Genomic DNA, 21,745 nt, shown 5'->3' with positions numbered 1-21,745 from the left:
GCTCAAGTAAAATTAAGAAAAGCTCCATTTCTATAGGAATGGACAAATATTGATACATAAAAAATGCATCAACCCTTACCCTTATATCAGGATTTAGGTTGATACACAAAATTATTTACAGACCCAAATTCCCAAACACTGAAAAAAACTCAGTGTTTGGGAATTTTTTTGTACCTATACATATCATTTTAACATTTACCTTGAGTTCTGATTTTAACTCAATAGTGCAGTAGTCAAGGTAAATTATAATATGTTTAAACCATCACCTTACTAGTATTTTATCAAATTCTTTAAGATAAGTATCCTTTTTTTAATAAAGTATTGTAGTTCAGTTATGAGGTTTAGCTGTTTATTATCTTGTACCGTATTCATTGAAGCTTGCTGGCATTTTTTTCTGAGCGCAAAAATCTGGTTTGCAATATCATCATAGGTTTATTTATTGTGGCTCTTTTAACAAGCTCATGCTGAAATTACATAAGCTTCTTATAAATATCATCAGTGAATATAGTAGCAGAAATTTTGATGACTGATGCAATGTTTTGCTGTAACTGTTTTTGATATTTTGTTTTATCACTAAGAAGTTCACTCAAAGATACAAGTATAATTAATTTCAGGTCAAGCTCATTGATAATTCTAGCATTGTATTTATGGCTGTAGGATTCTAGACTGCTGATTCAGTTCCAAACGATGTGGTAGCTAGTATTAATATCTGATCTAAACAGTTTAATATCTTGCCAAGGGAATGCTATATTCTTCATTGAATCAGTAATAAAAAAATATTTTGCATTCGTAAATAATTTATAAGCGTTAACTTGTAAAATATTGAAAAACGCGAAAAAGTGTGTTATACTTTAAAAAATCTATTTTAACTCTTTTAAGTATGATTCAATTATGGAAAATCTGATATTTTTAAGTTTGACCGTGCGTAACTGTGGTTTGACCAAAAAGGTTAAAGGGGGTGGATAGTGTATTTTCATTAGATAGCTGGAAAATTAAAGACTTATATGTCACTGTCAGAACGCGGTGGGATTTTTGTTTTGCAGCTTGTTGGAGACACATTATATGACCTGATGACTGACGGAGAAGAAAAAATGTATGTGAGTGATAAGTTCAATCAAGTAACTAAATTGTTCTTAAATATGCAATACCAAATTTTTAAAGGCAAAAAGTATATTTTAAAGAACAGGGATGGATTGATTTGTAGTAGGTACGATGAGGCTGATTTTGCTGAAGAAATATAGGATATTTATAATTTAGATAAAGATCATTTACAAAGCTTTCTAGCTTGAAGATATATTACAGTTGAAATAGAGATGACCATGCAAGATATTATTAATCAGATTTTTCGTCGCTTATCCAAAGGTATATATGATGTTGATATTCAGATTAATATTTATGAGACGAATCCTAGTCTAAATAACCTTGCTGAAATAGAGTATACTTTGAAGATGGAAAACTTATCATTGATTGGGAAACTATTGAGTTTTATATAAATTTAAGGCTATTTAAGGTATGTCTAATACGGGTAAAACTTTGACGCTAAGATATGTTTATTATTTATTTAGCTTTGATAAGAATAAGTTTTTATTTTTGACAAGTTATCGTGAAGAGGATCGAATTAAAGAGGATACATTGAAGAATGGATTATATTAATAATTTATCATTCATAAAGGTTGACTACATATTATGGTGAGTATAGGCACGTTTAAGTATTTAATTCAATTTGGAGGAAATACCTCCCGAAGGAGATGGAATGAAACTATCATATAAAAAATTATGGGTAAAACTTGTAGAAGAAGACATGAAGAAAACTGAGTTCGCAAAGAATGCAGGCATTAGTTCGGCTTCGTTGGCAAAACTAGGTAAAGGAGCTAATATAACAACGGATTTGCTACTTAAAATATGCGAGTATTTAAAATGTGATATAGGAGATATTGTCGAAGTTGTTCCAGATGATACAACAGATGAATCAAAAGAGCCCAAATAAATGGATGTCTGAACGACTATAACAGAATGCGTGGCTGTGTAGACAGTCGAAAATATAAATTAGCCTGATTATTCATACTATTTAAAGAGGATGAAATCTATGGAAGTAAAAGTATTTGATAACATTACGGAAATAGTACGTTGCACGAAATGAACAGAAGCAGGCGATTCAAAAGAAGATAGCAACACTTCAAGATAAAATTAGTAAAGAAAAACAGCTTAATAAAAAGATAGACTTAAATGCTAAAATTAAGAAATTAAAAAAATTGGAGGGGGATTGATGTATAGACCGTCAATGTATGACAAGCATGATGAAACAATGCTAAAATTTGTAGAAAAATTTAATGGAAGTTTGGTTTGCAAAAATATAGAAATGCGCCCAAACAAAGTTGAAACTTACGATAACGATGGAATATTCATAGATATTTATACGAATCAATCAATAGGTTACGATTGGGAGTATCGAGACAGGTATTTCGAGCATTGTAAACTGGAATTCGATACTTTAGGTCAATATGAAAGAAAACTCGAAAAAAAATCGATCCAGATATCACTACAGTGTGACTCGACTGAGACAGGAATTGCTGTTGGATGGCATGAAGATTGGCTTCAGGAAGAAAGAGAAAGAAGAGCATTAAGGACAGATTCTTCATGGAAGGAAAATGCTTCAATAAGGTATACTAATAAATTTAAAATATATAGTTTTTCTAAGATAGATTTATTCAAGAATATGGTTGCAAGTGCAATGAGACTTCAAGAATATTCATCTAAAATATTTAAAATAATGACTGAAACAATGAATAGTGGGATAGCTGTCTCTAGAACTAATATGCCTCAAACAAAACAGTTATCATCACACGAAGCAAAATCAAAGAGTAATGCGAAGACGCTTGTTGATTTTTTTAAGAGTAAAGGTCTTGAAATTGTTGATAAAAGACCAAATGGAGGATGTCTTTGGGTAATAGGTAATGAAAATGAGATAGGTTTAGTCGTAAGAGAAGCTTGCAGAAAGTTTCATGTGGGTGGAAATTATGGTACTGAAAAAGAAATATGTCAAAAACAAGGTTGGTTTACTAGAGCAAGAAAATAGGGGGGGATCATGGAAAAAATGAATTTTGAAACCGTTTCAGGCGAAGAAAAAAATATAGCATTGCTTGCCGGATTATTTCCAAATTGTGTAACTGAAGGAATGGACCAAAGTGGAAATCTTGTAAAAAAAGTTAATTTCGAATTGCTTAAACAAATGTTATCTGCAGATATGGAAGATTTTTCAGAGAGTTATGAATTTACATGGCCTGGAAAAAGAGGAGCCATTGTCGAAGCAAATAAACCAATAAGAATGACCTTGAGACCTTGTATAGAAGATAGTAAAAATTGGAATGATACAGAAAATCTTTATATTGAAGGAGACAATCTATCGGTATTAAAACTTCTACAAGAAAGTTATCTTGGTAAAATTAAAATGATATATATAGATCCTCCATATAATACAGGAAGTGATTTGATATATATAGATGACTTTGTTGTCGATATTGAAGAATATAATTCATCTATAGGTTTACATGATGATGAAGGACTAAAATTATATAGAAACACTGAATCAAATGGAAGATTTCATTCATACTGGTGTTCAATGATATATTCTCGTCTTATGATAGCTAGGAATCTTCTAGCATCGGATGGTGTAATTTTTATTTCTATTGATGATAACGAACAGGCTAATCTTAAGAAAATATGCGATGAAGTTTTTGGCGAGTCTAATAATGTGGGAGAAATCATTAGAAAAACAAAGTCAATGACAGCTGATAATGGTAGTGGTTTAAATTTGCAACATGAAGTTTTATTAGTATATGCTAAGGATAAAAATCAGGTTGTTCTTCAAGGTGAACCCAAGGCATTTGATAATTATTCTAATCCAGATAATGATCCGAATGGAGAATGGTGTGCGGGCGACCCAAGTGCTAAAAGCGGTGGATCATCTACTTATTTTGAGATTGAGAATCCATATACTCATAAAAAGGATTTTCCGCCTATGGGTAGATATTGGGCTTTCTCAAAAGAAACATTACAGCGATATATAAGTGATGGAAAAATCAAATTTAAGAAGAATTATCGAGAAAAAGAAAGAGGATTCATATTTAAGCGTTATAAGAAAGATGCTACTAGCTTATTTGAACCAGTTAATAGCCTGTTTGGCATTGAAAATGAGTATATGAATCAAGCAGCAACAGTTGAAGTAAAAAAGCTTTTCGGAAATGATGTATTTAGCTATCCTAAACCAGTTGCTTTTATACAAAAATTGATAAAGTATGCAACAGACAAGGAATCTATTATATTGGATTTCTTCTCGGGAAGTGCTACAACTGCTCAAGCTGTTATGGAGCAAAATGCTGCGGACGGAGGAAATAGAAAATTTATTATGGTGCAATTACAGGAACAAGTTGATGAGAAAAAAGGAGCTTATAAGGCTGGTTACGAAACGTTGTGTGATGTGGGGAGAGATAGAATAAGTTTAGTCGCTGAAACCATTAATAAAGATATTGATGATGGATACAGAACATTTATTCTCGATTCTACCAATATGAATGATGTTTACTACAGCCCATCAGAATACAGTCAAGAAATACTTTCAACTCTTGAATCTAATGTTAAATCTGATCGTAATGACCTTGATTTATTGTTCGGATGTCTTCTTGAATGGGGACTTCCTTTATCGCTTCCATACAGCTCTGAGCAGATTGATGGATGTACAGTTCATAACTATAACGAAGGCGACCTTATTGCTTGTTTTGATAAAAATGTTCCGGATAGTGTGATTAAGGAAATTGCAAGGAGACAGCCTCTTCGTGCAGTATTCCGTGACAGCAGTTTTGAAAACAGTCCTTCAAAGATTAATGTTGGAGAAATCTTTAAATTGATGGCACCTGACACAAGAGTAAAGGTTATTTAAGGAGATTCAGCTATGAAACTACAATTTAGGCGTCAGAAATTCCAAGCAGATGCTGCAAAAGCTGTAGTTGATGTATTTGCTGGTCAGCCTTATTTGACTCCTTCTTATATGATGGATAGAGGTTTAGGACATATCCAGCAATCATTAACAGATGAAGATGATTTCACTGGTTGGAGCAATCAAAAGATTGTACCAGAATTAAATGATAGATTGATTCTGGAACATATAAATACAATTCAGAGAGCAAATCAGATTAAGCCTTCAGAGAAACTAGAAGGTAAATATAATCTGACAATTGAAATGGAAACTGGTGTTGGTAAGACCTATACTTACATTAAGACTATGTATGAGCTTAATCATGCTTATGGCTGGAGTAAGTTTATAGTTGTTGTACCAAGCATCGCTATCCGTGAAGGTGTATATAAGTCATTTCAAGTGACACAAAATCATTTTGCTGAAGAGTATGGAAAAAAGATTCGTTTCTTTATATATAACTCTGCACAACTTACCGAAATAGACCGCTTTGCATCAGATAGTTCTATTAACGTAATGATTATCAACTCACAGGCATTCAATGCAAGAGGAAAAGATGCAAGAAGAATTTATATGAAATTGGATGAGTTTCGTTCTCGTCGTCCAATTGATGTTATTGCAAAAACAAATCCTATCATAATCATTGACGAGCCGCAATCTGTAGAGGGTAAGAAAACAAAAGAAAATTTAAAACAGTTTAATCCTTTAATGACTCTTCGTTATTCTGCAACTCACAAGTCAGATAGTATTTATAATATGATTTACCGTTTGGATGCTATGGAAGCCTACAACAAGCGTCTTGTTAAAAAAATTGCTGTTAAGGGGATTACAGAATCTGGTAGTAATGCAACTGAAAGTTATATTTACTTGGAAAGTATAAATCTTTCAAAGGCTGCACCTACAGCGACAATACAGTTTGATTTTAAAGGTGCAACTAGCATTAGAAAGATTACTCGTATTGTTTCGGAGGGTTATAACCTTTATGATAATTCTGGTCAGATGGAAGAGTACAAGCATGGATTTGTTGTTTCAAGAATTGATGGGCGTGATGATTCTGTAGAATTTATTAATGGTATTAAACTTTATGCAGGCGACGTAATTGGTAAGGTATCAGAAGACCAGCTTCGCCGCATTCAAATTAGAGAAACAATCCTTTCTCATATTCAAAGGGAAAGAGAATTGTTCTATAAAGGCATTAAAGTGCTTTCACTGTTCTTTATTGATGAGGTTGCTAAGTATAAGCAGTATGATTCAATTGGTCAGCCGATAAATGGTATTTATGCAGAGATGTTCGAAGAAGAATACAAGGATGTTATCAGTAATCTTCAAATTGGCATGGGAGAAGACGACTACATGAAGTATCTTTCTGCTATCTCTGAAGATAAGACACATGCTGGATATTTTTCTATCGATAAAAAAGGAAAGATGATTGATAGTAAGGCAAATGAAAAGCGAGAAAACTCTAAAGAAAAAATGTCGAATGACGTTGATGCTTACGACCTTATTATGAAAAACAAAGAGCTTCTTCTTGATAGAAATCCGAAGAAGTCTCCGGTGCGTTTTATATTCTCACATTCTGCACTTCGTGAAGGATGGGATAATCCTAATGTATTTCAGATTTGTACTTTGAAGCAAAGCAGAAGTGACGTTCGCAAACGTCAGGAAGTAGGACGTGGTCTCCGTCTTTGTGTTAATCAAGATGGTGAACGTATGGATACAAATGTGCTCGGCAATGATGTACATAGCGTAAATGTGCTTACTGTAATTGCCAGTGAAAGCTATGATAGCTTTGCTAAAGGTCTTCAGAATGAAATCGCAGAAGCAATCTCTGACAGACCAAAGGCAGTTACTGCAGAATTGTTCATTGGTAAGGTAATCAAGGACGACAAGGGCAATGAACGGGTTATTGATGGTGATATAGGTAGAGCAATCCACTTTGATCTTATTGTTAATGGCTACATTGATAGGAAGGGTGTTCTTACTGATAAATATTATGAGGATAAGGCTAATGGTGAATTAAAGGTTGCTGAAGAAGTAGCTGATTCTGCAGGATCTGTTATTGAAATTATTGATTCCATTTATGACGGCAGAGCTATAAAGCCTGAAAATGCTCGTAGTAATAATGTTGAACTTGAGGTTGATGAGGGTAAACTTGCTATGCCTGAGTTCAAGGCTTTGTGGGCAAAGATTAATTCTAAGTCTGTATATGTTGTTGATTTTGATACAGATGAATTGGTCAGAAAATCTATTGATTCATTAGATAGAAAACTTCGCGTTTCAAAGATTTATTTCAAGGTTGAAACCGGAGCTATGGAACAGATTAAATCAAAAGAAGACCTTGTGAGTGGTGAATCCTTTGTTAAGGAAAAATCTGCAAGCTACGGTAATGTGGTTGCTGCATATTCTAATGTTAAATATGACTTGATTGGAAAGCTTGTAGATGAGATTGGACTTACAAGAAAAGCTGTAATCCAGATTCTTCAGGGGATTCAGCCAGAAACCTTTAATCAGTTTAAGAACAATCCAGAAGAATTCATCATTAAGGCAGCAGCACTTATTAATGATGAAAAAGCAACTGCTATAATTGAACATATTACTTACGATGTTATGGATGATAAATATGGAACTGACGTATTTACTGATCCTACACTCAAAGGGCGCTTAGGTGTAAATGCAATGAAAGCAAAAAAGCATTTGTATGACCATATCGTTTATGATTCATCAAACGAGCAGGTGTTTGCTACTGAATTGGATACAAACACAAATGTAGCAGTATACGTTAAATTGCCAGACGGATTTTATATTTCAACTCCAGTTGGACATTATAATCCTGACTGGGCAATTGCATTTTATGAAGGAACCGTTAAGCACATTTATTTTGTTGCAGAGACAAAAGGTTCCATGGATTCAATGCAGCTTCGTTTAATCGAAGAATCAAAGATTCACTGTGCAAGAGAACACTTTAAGGCAATCAGCAATGGTGAGGTTATTTACGATGTTGTTGATAGCTACAAGACACTCCTTGATATGGTGACGAAGTGAGGAAGACTATTTATTCCAACAACAATAGAAGTTAACAAACAAAGCATGGAGGCATTACTTGGTAGTGGAAGAGTAAAACCCTTTGTTATTCCAGAATATCAACGCTCTTATGCTTGGACTGATGAACAGGTAGAAATGCTGTTTGAAGATTTATGAGAATTCATGGCTGCTAGTAGAGAAACTGAACGTGAAGGTTCGTATTTCTTGGTAATATTGTTGCATATGAAAATAAAGATGGTGAGCAAGAAATAATTGATGGTCAGCAGCGTATTATGTCTTTATTCCTGTTGTTAAGAGCTATTTACACAAAATTAGTTGTTAGTCCTGTAGCGGAACGTAATTAATCAGCAAGTATTGAGCTACGTCTAGACAGTAGCATTGGCTACTGGAATTTATATATTATTGTAACTGATTATGCTAATTATTAATATCATCTTAATGTTATTATAATAGCTTCGTATAAAGTTATTATTAAAAAACATAATTATATTAGGAGGCGTATATATGGGGCAAATTATTGAGTTTCCAAATGATAAAAAATCAAAGGATAAAATCCGAAAGCTTAAAAAAACTTTGGAAAATCTTGTTTTTGAAAGGGACAATCTTAAATATATAATTTGTGAAAATATAAAAACTGAATATATGCTTATTTTTGGAAGTCTTGAGTACAAAATCTACAAAGCTTATTGTAAATATCTTCGTTTGAAAAGAAAAAAAGATATGATTCAAGCGAAAAAGAATCGTCAAGAAAAAATAAATATGGAAGTTATCGATAAAAAGTTAGACTTAGAATTTACAGAATATAAGAAAAAATTAAATGAAAAAATTGAAGAAATTAATACTGCATTAAGACGTTCAAAATCTGAAATATTATCTGATGATGATGAAAAACGCCTAAAAAAATTATATAAATCTATTGTAAAGAAATTACACCCAGACATAAATCTATCGATAACAAATTCTGAGAAAGAGTTATTTTATAATGCTACTGAATTTTATAAAAATGGGGATCTAAAATCTTTACAAATTATTTTTGATATAGTTTGCAGTGAAGATGTGAAAGATGATATAGGTTTGGATGGTAAATCTTTGGAAGAAGAGGTAATAAGACTAACTGATTTAGTAAATCTAATTAAAAATGACATTGAGTTAACTAAATCTATGCCTCCTTATACTTGGAGTATTTACGTGGAAGATGAGAAGAAAAAATCAGAGAGGTTAAGTCAGTTAGAAAAAGATTTAAAAAGTTTTGATGATGCAGTACGAACGCAAGAAGAATATATAAATAATTTAATTAGGGATGAGATATGAATAATTTAGAAAAAAAAGATCAGAGAGGAATAATTGAGTATCTTTTGAATAAGGAAGCAGTAATTGATTTACCAAAACCTTTTGAGCGTGATATTTATCTTTTTGATACTTATGTTGCTGGGACAACACACATTGAAGGAATTGAAAATATTTTATCTTATATCAAAGATGGTGATAAACTAGTTTTTTATCGTGAGCCAGAAAATGAACATGATCCTCAAGCTATTAGAGTAGAAACATTGAAAAAAGATAAAATCGGCTATGTCCCTCGTCAAGATAATATTATTTTCTCTAGACTTATGGATGCTGGAAAAATTCTTTTTGCTAAAGTTATTGATAAAGAAATACGAGGTAAATGGCTTAAGATAAAAATCAAAATTTATCTCCATGAAAGTTAGGCTAATAAAGTATGCACTATAAAAATAAATGGATTTGGAATAATATATGTATAAGTGATATCAATGATATGAATTTTGAAATTTGCTCGGGAGAACACTGTTTTATTATTGGACATCATATAAAAGATAAATCTATATTAAAAGATGCTATCGATAGACTTGTAACAGCAGGCTTTGATTATTTTAATATTTTTGGAGAACATGCTGATTTATGGTCAGAAGTTATAATTACGAAAGAAAACCAAAAAAGACAAATACAAGTAGAGGCAAGCAAAATTGATAGAATGAGTATGTCTTATAACCTTGCTATGTTGGCGACTTTGAAACCGGAATCTACGAATTTTGTTATTTCTGATGATGAATATTTTACAGAGTATCTTATAGAAGATTTACATGATATATTCAGTGGAAAGTCTAGATTTACACCATTTGATTGGAAAAAATTTAAAGACGGATATGAATTTATTTATCATAAAAAAGATGCTATTGTTAGTATATCAGGGGATATAGCAATTGGATTTCTAAAAAAAGAAAAAGTATTTAATAGCATAGATAAAGCGTTTAGATATAAACTTTTTGATGGTAAAAGTTTTAATGAGATTTGGGATGAGATTTCAAAAACATTATATTAAAAAATAATACAAATTAAGGGGATTTTATTAAAATTTTCTAATAATAAATCATAAACTATTTAAAACTAGAATATCTGATATTTTAAACTTAGCTTTATCATCTGAGAATGCTAAATAAGAAAATTATGAAAGGAAATTTATATTTTAATTATAAACGAGAAAAAAACTATTTATAAATTTCTACTTATAATTTGATTAAAAATCAAATTATAAGTAGAAATTGAATAAAGAAATTATTTAAATATCTATAGAAAAAGATTAATATTTACTGACAAAATTAATCAGAAATATTTCCTTTAAGCTCAGGACTATAGTCTCTATCATCTTTATTTTCTATAAATTTTTGGTAAGAATCTTCATCAATAACACATTCTATATTACCAATCCATTTTATTATATTATTATTTGTAAATTTTCTTTTGAACCTATATAGACCATCGTTTATGTCTAATGATTTAACACCACCTAAATCATAATATCTTATATTATTTTCACAACAATATCTTATTTCTTCAGCATCTAAAAAGTAAGATTGACCTAAATCAATACTGAGATTATCTGCACCATATAGAGCCATTGCATAATCTTTGAATGTTATCAAAAAAGAACAAGATAAAAATTCATTTTTATACTTTACAAAAGTCATCCTTGCCTTATCTTTAAAATTATCATAAAGTCGATAATAATAATCTATAGGTCTATATGTTATACCTTTTCTTTTGCACATATCAGCAGTTATTTCATGAAAAATTTTAATATCATCTCTATTTCCAACATATAGCTCCAAATCTTGTTTATAAGATTTCCTTACTTGTTTTCTTCCGTTTTTAGAAAAAGATTGGATGACATCTTCGAATTTTCTTCCATTAATATCTAACATCATTGAAAAAGGGAATTGAACATAAGAATACATTTTGTGACAAAATTCTATGCCATGTTTTTTATATTCATTTACAAGCTTTTCATCATATTCATAATTAGGATCAAATTTCACAAGAAATCCATTATTTTTCTTTGCAAAATTCTTGATTTCATTAATTAATTCTATATTTGTTTCTATATCATAAAGATCTGATACTGGTCCACGAGGGCAATAGAATAAATTTTTTTTTGCTTCTGAATTGTATATAGATAAAACTTGTGCGACAGCAATTATTTCATTATTTTTTTCTATATAAAAATAGTCACTATTCCATCCGTTTTTTATTAATGCCCAAATTTTATCTTGGTAAAAACTTGAAGATGGGTGATTATAAAAAAAATCCCAATATTTTTTACTTTTTCTTTATCATTTATATTAAGGCGCATATATCCTCCGTATATTAACTCATTATATATAATAATAGCAGACATAATGTTGTTTTGCAATTGTAATTTATATTAATAATAAAAATTAACACATAATTAATATAATAATTATCTTATATTTATATCTATAAATAATTTACTATATTAAGATTTATATGTAAAACTTACGTAATGAAATAATATTTGACAATATATATATATATATATATAATTTTAATAGAATTATTATAGTCGAATAAGGGTGAAGTAAATGTTGAAAGATTTAGAAAAGATAGAATTTAAATATAATCCTCACAGAGGGATAAATATTGACATAGATGGATTAGAGGATAAAAAAATTTACCAGTTAATAGATTTGAAAGACTCGCTTACAACTAACCGCTTTTCTACAGATTTTTTTAAATATTTAACTCTTTTGGATCAGAGTATTATTTTTAATAAAATTGAGTATGTTAAGAACAATAATTTTGAAAAAATTATTTCAATGCCAATTGGTTTAAAAGATAAGCAAGTTAAAAGTTATATTGAATTAATCTCGACTATAGCAAATCTTAAACAACAAAATAAGGATTTAATATATTTATTATCTACTATAAGAATAAATGAAAATTCTGATTATAATAAAGCTTGTGTTTTTGGTTCTTCATTCACTTATACTGATGATAAACTTTTAAAGACAACTTTCTACTTTAAACTTAGAAAATCTTCATTAATGGATGATAACTATGTATATGATAATCAGTATTTTTTTAGATAGACTTTATAGTTTTAATATTCAAAATTTAAATTTTATTTTAGATGATTTAAAAGAAGGTTTAGTTAATAACTATGTACCCGTGTTTTATGCTTAAAGAGTTTTATGGATTTTATAATGATAATAGAGAAATGACGACATATAGTGAGAGTCACAGCTGTTATTATCAGAGATCAAGCATTGCTTACATACAAAGTAAAAAATCAAAATATCTAGATAGTGGAGCATTAAATGTTGTGTAATCAAGCAAATGTGAAATAATTTGTGAAGTGAAAAATAATTAGGGCGGAATTTATATTAAAAGATTTGATATTTGTTGTCTAGAATCGACTTTACTATAAAGGGGAGCTACATTATATGATAGAATTTCATTATAGTATAGACGTGTTTGAAAAATTCCTAATTATATTTTAGATGGTATACCATATGAGTATAAATGGATTTAGATTTATAAAATAAGTCAATTTGATATAATATCTAAATTTTTAAAGAATAAATTAGCAAAACGGCACGTATGTATTAAGCATATCGATATTGTATAATAAAAGCAATCCTAGGAAATCTACAATCTGTGGATAAAATCGTGGAAATTTATGTAAAAAATAAAAACATCGATTTAGTATAAAAAAATAATTTGTAGATAAAATCTCAGATTTGTCATTTATAATAAGCCATAAATAATACTTCTCCTAAGTAAATCAATACGACACAATCAGAGCTGGAGTCGCAAAAGATGCAGTAAAATATGTCATCGAAAACAAAAAACTAGACAACTTTGAAAGCGTTCATTTTATTATAGAAGAATCAAAAAACATCATAGGAAACTAACAAAAGAATACTTAGGATTCATACTATTTTGTACACAACGAAAAGGAATGATTCTAAAGTCGTCTATGGAATAATAAAATCAATCACACAAAAATTCGTCTAAATATCCTGTGACATATCAACACTAGCATGATATTTGAAGATACCAACTAAAAACGATATCGAGATTGGATATATTAAATTGATAAATATGTTTGTTAAGATAACGAATACAGAATCAATAGATTTGCTCGAAAGAATTTAATAAATAATTTATAAGACTTTTAAGGTTTTAAAAGGAACTTTAGAAGTCTTTTTATGTGAAAATTATTTTTTTTGATAATGAATTTAAGTTTATATCATAAGGGATATTATTCCGATAAGGTGTATAAGCTATTGCTATTTTTAATAATGCTTTGATAAAATGATATAATATAAAAAATTCAAGGATTTTGTGTATTACATCTAAGTGATTTATCAAATGCGTTTTAAAAATGAATTTTTATTTGAAGGAGTAAAATAAATGGTTAAGATTTATATTCCAAAATATGAGGACTTATGGTTTAGAGAAAGGCTACTATCAGATTCAGACACTATGTCTTATAATAATGCATGGGGAGGAACTATTGATTTTCCAGAATCCAAGTGGCAAAGATGGTATAATTATTGGATTGAAAAGCCAGATGGAAAAAGGCTTTATAGATATTTAATTGATGAAAATAATAATTTTGTTGGGGAGATAGCTTATCATTTAGATGAAATAGAGAATAAATATTTAGCAAATGTAATTATCTATTCAAAATATCGTGGAAAATGTTATGGGCGTGATGGTTTGAAACTGTTATGCTGTTTGGCAAAAAATAATGGATTAAGAAGTTTGTATGATAGTATAGCTTTGGATAATAGTGCTATAAAAATTTTTTTAGATTGTGGATTTACTGAAGATTACAGAACTAAAGATATAGTTATGCTTAAAAAAGATTTAGAGTAAATATATAGGAAGTTCTTAGGATTTGTTAATAATTTTAATGAAAATACTATTAATTTTTAACCATTAAGTTACGTATAAACTATATCATTATTAAGATAGTAGATTATAAAAGTAATGAAAAAGGATAATGATTATTCAAAAAAGGGTTTCTAGTCTAAATTCTAAACTGATGATATAATATAGAAAAGAGAAATATAACTATTGCTTATGCTAGATATTTAAATTTGCTTTTAGCAAAAAATTTATATATAAGGAAAACCTTTCTTATAAAAATATCTTGCAAATGATGGAAATTTTTGTATACATAAAACAAATGAGGATTTCCAAATAAAATACAATTAAGATAGGTATAAGATAGATGTTATCGAAGATATAATAAAATATTTATTCTGTCATAGTATTATTAAGTACAAAAAGGAGTTTTTATGAAAAGAAAAATACTAATAGTGCTAACTATATTATTAATTTTTTCTGCGTGTAATAAAAAAGACACAGAGGAAAATACAAAAGTTGATAATTCGAAAGTAGAAAGCAGCCAAAAATCAGAAGAAACAAAGAAAGTAAAAAATATAAAAAAGGATGAGTATAAGAAAATATATGATGAGCTTGAGGGCAAAGAATTTTTCTATGCCTATCAAAGTCAAGCAGAAGTCATATATTTTTATAAAGATGGGTATTTTGATGGAGCCTTTAGAAGTGGAGATTATAACCAAGGTAAAGTTTCACTTTATAATGGGAAATTTGACATAAAAGAAAAACTTGATGAGACATCCTATCTTATAAGTTTAAGGAGGATAGATTATGAACTTCCTCTAGGAGAAAGTGAGATGAGAAATATTGAAGGTATGGATTTTACCCTAGAATATATAGAATCTAAAATGTATGGAAAAGATGATAAGGATAATTTATATATTCTTTATCTACCGCATAGAAAGCTTAATGACATAAAAGATCATGAAAGAAGTATTGCAAAAATTAATGATGAACATATAAAAGATGGAGAGCTTAAAGTTTTTGCAATAGGAAAAAAAGATGCGAGCGAAGAAAATTTTATGGTTGAATATGTAAGATAGGAGTGACTTATGAAAAAGAAAAAACTTATAATATTATTTATTTTAGGCCTTATATTTTTACCTATAAAAACTTATGGGCAAGAGGATTTAATTTCTATAAAAGAAATAAGAGGCGAAAAAAATTATTTTTATGATAGGGTTTTTAAATCAAGATCTTCTATTGTAGGAGATTTTTCTAAAAGAAATAATAAGTCTACAGAAACTTATAGCAAAAATTTAGAAAATCAAGATCTTCTTAAAGATTTAATAGGTAAAGAACTTATTTTACAAGAAGAAGAAGAAGGGGGTAATTGGTTTACAAAAATACACTTTAGAGAAGAAGCGGGAACCTTTGATTTATCTTATAAATACGAAGATGAAAGCACTATTTATTTGACAAATGGTTTGGGTAAATTTGAAGTTAGTCAAAAAATAGATGATTTAACCTATAGTTTAAGACTTGTAGAATATACAAGTTTTGGCAACGAGCCATTTAGTTATGGAGATGAAAAAAATATAAACTTGTTGAAGTTCCTTATGGTTTTCAAACAAATGATCAGAGTGAAAATGAAATTTGTAGAGATTACACTCTTTACCTTCCTTTTAAGAAAAGAAGTCAAATGGAAGATACTGTAAATGAATGGATAGGATTTCCAAGCAGAAAAAAATATATTGATGAAGATGAATCTAGAGTATATATTCTTGTAAATGATCAGTTGAAATTTCCTTTCATAGAAAATGTGGAATAAAAATTAATTCATTTTTAAGATAATAGTAATATTTACTTTATTTATGTAAACGATTGACAAAAATAAAATTTGTATTATAATAAAAGTGTAAATAAAATAACACAATTCTTCAGGGCGGGGTGTGATTCCCCACCGGCGGTAAAGTCCGCGAGCTTTTTGCTGAATAGGTGAAATTCCTATACCGACAGTATAGTCTGGATGAGAGAAGATTTTTAATTTTTCTTTTGAAATAATCAAGGTCCCTGGAAGGGACTTTTTCTTTTGCCAAGAATTGTGGAGGAGGCAAGATGAATGATAAATACTATATGAGAAAATGTTTTGAACTTGCAAAAAAAGCGAGAGGAAAAACTTTAACTAATCCTCTTGTTGGTGCTGTGCTTGTAAAAGATAATAAAATTATTTCTACAGGTTTTCATCATGAGTATGGAAAAACTCATGCGGAAGTTGATTGTTTTAATAATTTGAAAAGTGATTGTGATGGAGCGATTTTGTATGTGAATTTGGAACCTTGTTCTCATTGGGGCAAACAAGGTCCTTGTACTTTGGAAATTATTAAAAGAAATATTAAAAAAGTTATTATTTCAAATATTGATACTAATCCAAAGGTCGATGGTCTTAAAGTTTTAAAAGATAACAATATTGAAGTTGTTACGGGTTTACTTGAAGATGAAGGAAAAAAATTAAATGAAAAATTTTTCTTTAATATAAAATATAACAGACCTCTTATTGCATTAAAATTTGCTCAAACTTTGGATGGTAAAATTTCTTCTAATATTAATGATTCTAAGTGGATTTCTAATGAATCATCAAGAGCTTATGTTCATGAATTAAGAAGTGATTATGATGCAATAATTGTTGGAAAAAATACTTTGATTAAGGACAATCCATCTTTAAATTCAAGGATTGAAAACGGAGTTGATCCTGTAAGAATTATTGTGGATACTAATCTTGAAATTGAAAAAGATTATATGTCTTATAAGATTTTTAATTTAAAAAGTGATAAAAAACTTATATAGCAACTTGCAAGGCCTCTAATAATCCTGATTTAAATATAATTAAATGTAAAATGAAAAATAATCATGTTGATTTAAATGATTTGGCAAATAAACTTTACCAAATGAAAATCGGTTCGATTTTGGTTGAGGGTGGCTCAAGTCTTAATTATGGATTTTTAGAAGAAGGCTTGGTTGATAAAATTTATGAATTTATTTCGCCTAAAATAATTAGTGGTTTTGATTCTAAATCTTCTTTCTATGGAAGGGGAGTAGATAAAATTAAGGATGCTTATGAGTTTGAGATTGAAGATGTGAAAAGATTTGATAATGATATTATGATTGAGGCTAAAAATGTTCACTGGAATATCTGAGGAAATGGGCAAGGTTATTTCTTTTAAAAAAATTAATGACCATGTTCAAATTGAAGTTCAAGCTAGTATTGTTTTGGAAGATACAAAACTTGGAGATTCTATTATGACTGATGGGGTTTGCCTTACAGTAACAGAAATTACTGATGAAACTTACAAGGCGGATCTTATGAATGAAAGTTTAAAAATGACTAAATTTGATAGGTCAATTGTAAATAAAAATGTAAATCTTGAAAGGGCTTTGAGGCTTTCTGATAGGCTTGATGGTCATATTGTTCAAGGGCATGTTGATGGGGTTGGGAAAATTAAAAATATAAATAAAAATGTTTATACAATTTCAGCAAGTCCAGAAATTTGCTCTTTGATTGTGAAAAAAGGCTCAGTTGCTCTTGATGGAATTTCTCTTACTGTTTCTGATGATAAAATTACAAGTTTTGAGGTATCACTTATTCCAGAAACAATAGAAAGAACAAATTTTAAATACAAAAAAATTGGCGATGAAATAAATATTGAAACTGATATTATAAATAGATTTATCCGAAAATCTATGGCAAATAAAAAAGAAGAAAGGTTGGATAAAAACTTTTTATTGGAAAATGGTTTTTAAAAAATATGGAAGAGATAATAAAAGCATTACAAAATAACGAAATAATTATAGTAACTGATGATGAAAATAGGGAAAATGAAGCCGATATGATCTGTGCTGGAGAAAAAGTTACAGGCGAGATGATTAATATTATGGCAAAATATGCAAGAGGTTTGATTTGCACACCGATTGGTAAAAATATTGCTAGACAATTTGACCTAGAAATGATGGTTAAAAATAATACTGACAATCACGAAACAGCCTTTACAGTTTCAATTGACCATGTTGATACAGAAACAGGAATTTCAGCATTTGAAAGAGCACAAACTATAAGGGCACTTGCAGATAATAATACAAAAGCAAGTGATTTTAGAAGACCTGGCCATGTTTTTCCACTTATTGCAAAAGATAGAGGAGTTTTGGTAAGAGAAGGCCACACAGAAGCTACAATTGATTTGATGAAAATTGCAAATTTAAAAGAAATTGGTTTATGCTGTGAAATTATGGCTGATGATGGTCACATGCTAAGAGGAAAAGCAGTAGTAGAGCTTGCTCAAAAACTTGGAATGAAAATGACAAGTGTTGCTGAGATAAAAAAATATATAAAAGAAAACAATTTGGATTTTTCAAAAAATGAAGAAAATTTTTTGGAAAAAACAAATATTATCAATCTACCAACAGATCACGGAAAATTTAAAGCCATAAGTTTTTATGACAAAGTTGAAAAAAAAGAACACTTAGCTTTAATCAAAGGCAAGATTGATGGAGAAAATATTTTAACTAGAATTCACTCTGAATGTTTGACTGGGGATGTGTTTTCATCAAACAGGTGTGATTGTGGAAATCAACTTCACAAGGCAATGGAGATGATTGATGAAAAAGGAGAAGGAATTATTTTATATTTAAGACAAGAAGGAAGAGGAATTGGTTTATTTAATAAAATAAAAGCTTATCATCTTCAAGAAGAAGGTTATGATACAGTAGATGCAAATATAAAACTTGGCTTTGCACCAGACTTGAGAAATTATAAAATAGCTTGTCTTATGTTGAAAGAATTGGGAGTGAAATCAATTGACTTGCTCACAAATAATCCTGATAAAATCGAACAAGTGGAAAAATATAATATTAAAGTTAATAAAAGAGTTCCAATAGAAATTCATTCAAATCATATAGATAGAATTTATTTAAAAACAAAAGCTGACAGAATGGGTCACGATTTAAGAGAATTTAAGGAGAGATAAATGAAAGAATATAGTGCAAATTTAGTTTCAAATGGTAAAAAATATGCAATTGTTGTTGCAAGATTTAATCATTTTATAACAGATAGGCTTGTAGAAGGCTGTCTTGATACATTAAAAAGACATGAAGTAAAAGATGAAGAAATAGAACTTGTAAGAGTTCCTGGAGCTTTTGAAATCCCTCTTGCTGCAAAAAAATTAGCTCACAAAGATTATGATGCTGTAATTTGTTTGGGAGCAGTTATAAGAGGAGATACTTCTCATTATGATTATGTTTGCTCAGAAGTTTCAAAAGGAATTGCAAATGTATCACTTGAAAGCGGAAAGCCAATTATTTTTGGAGTTGTTACAACAGATACAATAGAACAAGCTGTTCAAAGAGCAGGAACAAAAGCTGGAAATAAAGGAAGTGATGCAGCAATTTCTGCAATAGAAATGGCAAATCTAATGGATCTTATATGAAAATAATTTTTGACTTTGATGGAACTATCCATAAAAGTGACGAAATTTATGAAAAAGCATTTTATGATACTTTAAAAAAATATAAAATAAAAAAACCAAATCTTGATCCAAAATCATATCTTGGAGATCCACCAAGAAAAATTTGGGATGATTTTCTAGACGATTCCTACGATAAAGAAAAATTAATAAAAATAACAGGGGATTTTATGATAGAAAATATGAAAGATTTTGGTAGTTTATATGAAAAAACAGAAAAAGTATTAAATTTCCTAAAAGAAAAACACGAACTTATAATTTTATCTTCTTGTACAAAAAAATATATAGAAAATGCAAGAAAAATCTATGATCTTGATTTATATTTTAGTAAATATTTAGTAGGAGAAGATTACAATTACAAATCAAAAGCAGAAATAATAAGAATAAATAAAATTAATAATTTTATAATGGTGGGAGATAGGCTATCCGATATAAAAGCTGGTTTTCTAAATAATAATATATCCATTTTTGCAAAATACGGCTATGGTAAAGAAAGTGAGGGAGACCTATCAGATTATAAAATTGAAAGAATCAGTGATTTATTAAAAATAAAGGGATTGTTGTAAATAGATTACAAATCTTAAAATATTTAGAACAACTCAAAGGAAATTTTTCTAGATTAGCTAGGAAAATTTCCTAAAAGAGTTTTCTAAAATTAAAAGATTATCTATTTTTACAACAATCCCTTTTTAGTAGGTTAATATAATTTTAAAGAATTGTTAATTTACACAAAGTTGGCTTATGTTTTTGTAACGGTTAAATAAGATTTTATAAGATTTTTTAATTTTATTGTAGTTATTAAAGATTTTTATTTTTTTATCTTCATTGGCATAGACTTTCCAATATCCATTTATTAGAAATTTATTTCCCTTATTCTCAATAAATCCCATAACATCTTCAAAAGGATAGCCTAAAAAAATACCAATTTCATGTGGGAAATTTTCTTTTTTAAATCTGAATTTTAGATGGTTTATGCATTGATTTAAGTCATTGGTATTATAACCCAATTTACTTAGGAGAGTTTTTGTTTTTGTTTCATTTAATACGTATTTTAGCTTGTGAGGTCTGTATGCATAAATTTGGGCGGAAGATTTATTGTTATTAAGTATTTCCACGTACATATTTTTTTCATTAAGTATTTCATTCCACTCAAAAACCATCTTTTCTATATCAATATTTTCAGAATTTTTAAAAGTAAATAAATTAGCAAGTTTTTGATTCGCTAAAGTTTGTGATGCGTAATCAATTAACAATTCTTCGTTCATAAAATTAACCTATGGCTTTAGATAAATCTAATGCCGCCTTTCTACATTCGCTTAAAGCTTCATCATCTGGACTATCATAAGCAATTAGACCATCTCTTACAAGATTTATTCCATCTTCCTTGCATCTATCTTGCCAAATTTCCATCCATTCGCCATCAGCCCATTGGTAAGATCCAAAAATTAAAACAGGTTTGTTAGAAAGTTCTTTTTCAATACTTTCAAACATAGGTTCAAATTCAGTTTCTTCCAATTCTTCACTTCCCATAGCAGGACAACCAAATGCAAATCCATCAAAAGAATCAATTGAGTCCTTTGTAAAAGAATTTGGATCTAATAATTCAATTTCTACATCATTTTTTTTAAGTTCTTCTGCAATTTCATTAGCCATAGCTTCTGTGTTACCAGTACCTGACCAATAAACAATAGCAATTTTTTTCATAAATTTCTCCTTAAAAATTTTAAATTTTTCTTTGATACTGATAACCTATATCAATATCTAAGATAATAATACATACTTGTAAAAATATTGTCAAGCATTTTTTTAAGAATTTTTTTAAATAAAATAAAAAAATATTGAAAATTAAATACTTTTCAAAGTAAAAAAATTTTAACGAAAGAAAAATTTTCAAATTAAAAATATATGGGAATAAATGACAAGCAAAACGTTAAATAAAAAAAATTTATCCGAAAAACTCTACTTTGTAAATTTAAAAATAGCAATTTGAAAAATCAAATATTATAATTTTACAAGCAGGATAATTAATTTTGAAATAAATTAAATA

At 29.0% G+C, this 21,745-nt stretch carries 23 protein-coding genes, 1 pseudogene and 1 riboswitch; of the genes and pseudogenes, 21 read left to right on the top strand and 3 right to left on the bottom strand.

Translation table 11 applies throughout. From position 1 onward, the window contains the following. Positions 1-1,004 precede the first annotated feature (1,004 nt). The 10 genes and pseudogenes from HGAG_RS10465 (at position 1,005) to HGAG_RS02495 (ending at position 10,352) form a co-directional block, all read left to right on the top strand. On the top strand, positions 1,005-1,241 hold the full coding sequence (locus HGAG_RS10465) for a hypothetical protein (protein ID WP_019117783.1): 237 nt from the start codon (positions 1,005-1,007) through the stop codon (positions 1,239-1,241). A 512-nt stretch (positions 1,242-1,753) separates the two neighbouring features. Then, positions 1,754-1,987, top strand: a complete 234-nt coding sequence (locus HGAG_RS02530; protein ID WP_019117782.1) for a helix-turn-helix domain-containing protein — start codon at positions 1,754-1,756, stop codon at positions 1,985-1,987. 279 nt (positions 1,988-2,266) lie between these two features. Continuing rightward, on the top strand, positions 2,267-3,076 hold the full coding sequence (locus tag HGAG_RS02525; RefSeq protein WP_019117781.1) for a hypothetical protein: 810 nt from the start codon (positions 2,267-2,269) through the stop codon (positions 3,074-3,076). A gap of 9 nt (positions 3,077-3,085) precedes the next feature. Continuing rightward, the gene (locus tag HGAG_RS02520; RefSeq protein WP_019117780.1) at positions 3,086-4,936 is read left to right on the top strand and encodes a site-specific DNA-methyltransferase; all 1,851 of its coding nucleotides are present in this window, start codon (positions 3,086-3,088) and stop codon (positions 4,934-4,936) included. 12 nt (positions 4,937-4,948) lie between these two features. Beyond that, complete coding sequence (locus HGAG_RS02515; RefSeq protein ID WP_019117779.1) at positions 4,949-8,011, top strand: type III restriction-modification system endonuclease; 3,063 nt, start codon at positions 4,949-4,951, stop codon at positions 8,009-8,011. 45 nt (positions 8,012-8,056) lie between these two features. After that, on the top strand, positions 8,057-8,167 hold the full coding sequence (locus tag HGAG_RS12440) for a GmrSD restriction endonuclease domain-containing protein (RefSeq protein WP_019117778.1): 111 nt from the start codon (positions 8,057-8,059) through the stop codon (positions 8,165-8,167). A gap of 53 nt (positions 8,168-8,220) precedes the next feature. Further along, positions 8,221-8,355: pseudogene (locus HGAG_RS12435) on the top strand (DUF262 domain-containing protein); the annotation flags it as partial. 160 nt (positions 8,356-8,515) lie between these two features. Then, positions 8,516-9,322 carry a hypothetical protein gene (locus HGAG_RS02505; protein ID WP_019117777.1) on the top strand — a complete coding sequence of 269 codons (807 nt, stop codon included), beginning with the start codon at positions 8,516-8,518 and terminating at the stop codon, positions 9,320-9,322. Beyond that, a complete protein-coding gene (locus HGAG_RS02500; RefSeq protein ID WP_019117776.1) occupies positions 9,319-9,720 on the top strand; it encodes an HIRAN domain-containing protein in 402 nt (133 codons plus the stop codon). Before HGAG_RS02505 ends, HGAG_RS02500 begins: the two co-directional genes overlap by 4 nt. 68 nt (positions 9,721-9,788) lie before the next feature. Beyond that, positions 9,789-10,352, top strand: coding sequence for a hypothetical protein (locus HGAG_RS02495; RefSeq protein WP_234287342.1), 564 nt, complete (start codon positions 9,789-9,791; stop codon positions 10,350-10,352). Between the two features lie 277 nt (positions 10,353-10,629). Here HGAG_RS02495 and HGAG_RS10455 read toward each other — a convergent pair whose 3' ends face one another. Next, positions 10,630-11,571, bottom strand: coding sequence for a lipid II:glycine glycyltransferase FemX (locus tag HGAG_RS10455; protein ID WP_244263835.1), 942 nt, complete (start codon positions 11,569-11,571; stop codon positions 10,630-10,632). Between the two features lie 339 nt (positions 11,572-11,910). Between HGAG_RS10455 and HGAG_RS02480 the strand changes: the two genes are divergently transcribed. The 11 genes from HGAG_RS02480 (at position 11,911) to HGAG_RS02435 (ending at position 20,264) form a co-directional block, all read left to right on the top strand. Next, on the top strand, positions 11,911-12,417 hold the full coding sequence (locus HGAG_RS02480; RefSeq protein ID WP_019117772.1) for a hypothetical protein: 507 nt from the start codon (positions 11,911-11,913) through the stop codon (positions 12,415-12,417). A gap of 1,327 nt (positions 12,418-13,744) precedes the next feature. Next, entirely contained in the window at positions 13,745-14,212 is a 468-nt protein-coding gene (locus HGAG_RS02475) for a GNAT family N-acetyltransferase (protein WP_019117771.1), read from the top strand. A 425-nt stretch (positions 14,213-14,637) separates the two neighbouring features. Further along, positions 14,638-15,285, top strand: a complete 648-nt coding sequence (locus HGAG_RS02470) for a hypothetical protein (protein WP_019117770.1) — start codon at positions 14,638-14,640, stop codon at positions 15,283-15,285. 9 nt (positions 15,286-15,294) lie between these two features. Continuing rightward, complete coding sequence (locus HGAG_RS02465) at positions 15,295-15,900, top strand: hypothetical protein (protein ID WP_019117769.1); 606 nt, start codon at positions 15,295-15,297, stop codon at positions 15,898-15,900. Then, the gene (locus HGAG_RS12270) at positions 15,885-16,013 is read left to right on the top strand and encodes a hypothetical protein (RefSeq protein WP_019117768.1); all 129 of its coding nucleotides are present in this window, start codon (positions 15,885-15,887) and stop codon (positions 16,011-16,013) included. Before HGAG_RS02465 ends, HGAG_RS12270 begins: the two co-directional genes overlap by 16 nt. Before the next feature lie 101 nt (positions 16,014-16,114). Further along, positions 16,115-16,227, top strand: a riboswitch (FMN riboswitch). 73 nt (positions 16,228-16,300) lie between these two features. Continuing rightward, positions 16,301-17,029 carry a bifunctional diaminohydroxyphosphoribosylaminopyrimidine deaminase/5-amino-6-(5-phosphoribosylamino)uracil reductase RibD gene (ribD, locus tag HGAG_RS10450; RefSeq protein WP_280101240.1) on the top strand — a complete coding sequence of 243 codons (729 nt, stop codon included), beginning with the start codon at positions 16,301-16,303 and terminating at the stop codon, positions 17,027-17,029. A 50-nt stretch (positions 17,030-17,079) separates the two neighbouring features. After that, a complete protein-coding gene (locus HGAG_RS12265) occupies positions 17,080-17,379 on the top strand; it encodes a RibD family protein (RefSeq protein WP_280101239.1) in 300 nt (99 codons plus the stop codon). Beyond that, positions 17,360-17,983, top strand: a complete 624-nt coding sequence (locus tag HGAG_RS02450; protein WP_019117767.1) for a riboflavin synthase — start codon at positions 17,360-17,362, stop codon at positions 17,981-17,983. The genes HGAG_RS12265 and HGAG_RS02450 overlap by 20 nt, the downstream gene beginning before the upstream one ends. Before the next feature lie 5 nt (positions 17,984-17,988). Next, on the top strand, positions 17,989-19,203 hold the full coding sequence (locus HGAG_RS02445; protein ID WP_019117766.1) for a bifunctional 3,4-dihydroxy-2-butanone-4-phosphate synthase/GTP cyclohydrolase II: 1,215 nt from the start codon (positions 17,989-17,991) through the stop codon (positions 19,201-19,203). Further along, positions 19,204-19,662, top strand: coding sequence for a 6,7-dimethyl-8-ribityllumazine synthase (gene ribH, locus HGAG_RS02440; RefSeq protein WP_004838691.1), 459 nt, complete (start codon positions 19,204-19,206; stop codon positions 19,660-19,662). Beyond that, a complete protein-coding gene (locus HGAG_RS02435; RefSeq protein WP_019117765.1) occupies positions 19,659-20,264 on the top strand; it encodes an HAD family hydrolase in 606 nt (201 codons plus the stop codon). Before ribH ends, HGAG_RS02435 begins: the two co-directional genes overlap by 4 nt. Positions 20,265-20,417: 153 nt before the next feature. Here HGAG_RS02435 and HGAG_RS02430 read toward each other — a convergent pair whose 3' ends face one another. After that, complete coding sequence (locus HGAG_RS02430; protein ID WP_004838694.1) at positions 20,418-20,963, bottom strand: DUF3793 family protein; 546 nt, start codon at positions 20,961-20,963, stop codon at positions 20,418-20,420. A gap of 4 nt (positions 20,964-20,967) precedes the next feature. After that, on the bottom strand, positions 20,968-21,402 hold the full coding sequence (locus HGAG_RS02425; RefSeq protein WP_019117764.1) for a flavodoxin: 435 nt from the start codon (positions 21,400-21,402) through the stop codon (positions 20,968-20,970). Positions 21,403-21,745: the final 343 nt, after the last annotated feature.

This window comes from Anaerococcus obesiensis ph10 (assembly GCF_000311745.1).
GTDB lineage: Bacteria > Bacillota > Clostridia > Tissierellales > Peptoniphilaceae > Anaerococcus > Anaerococcus vaginalis.
The sequence above is the reverse complement of the archived record's forward strand: the minus strand, read 5'-3'. Positions and strand labels throughout refer to the sequence as shown.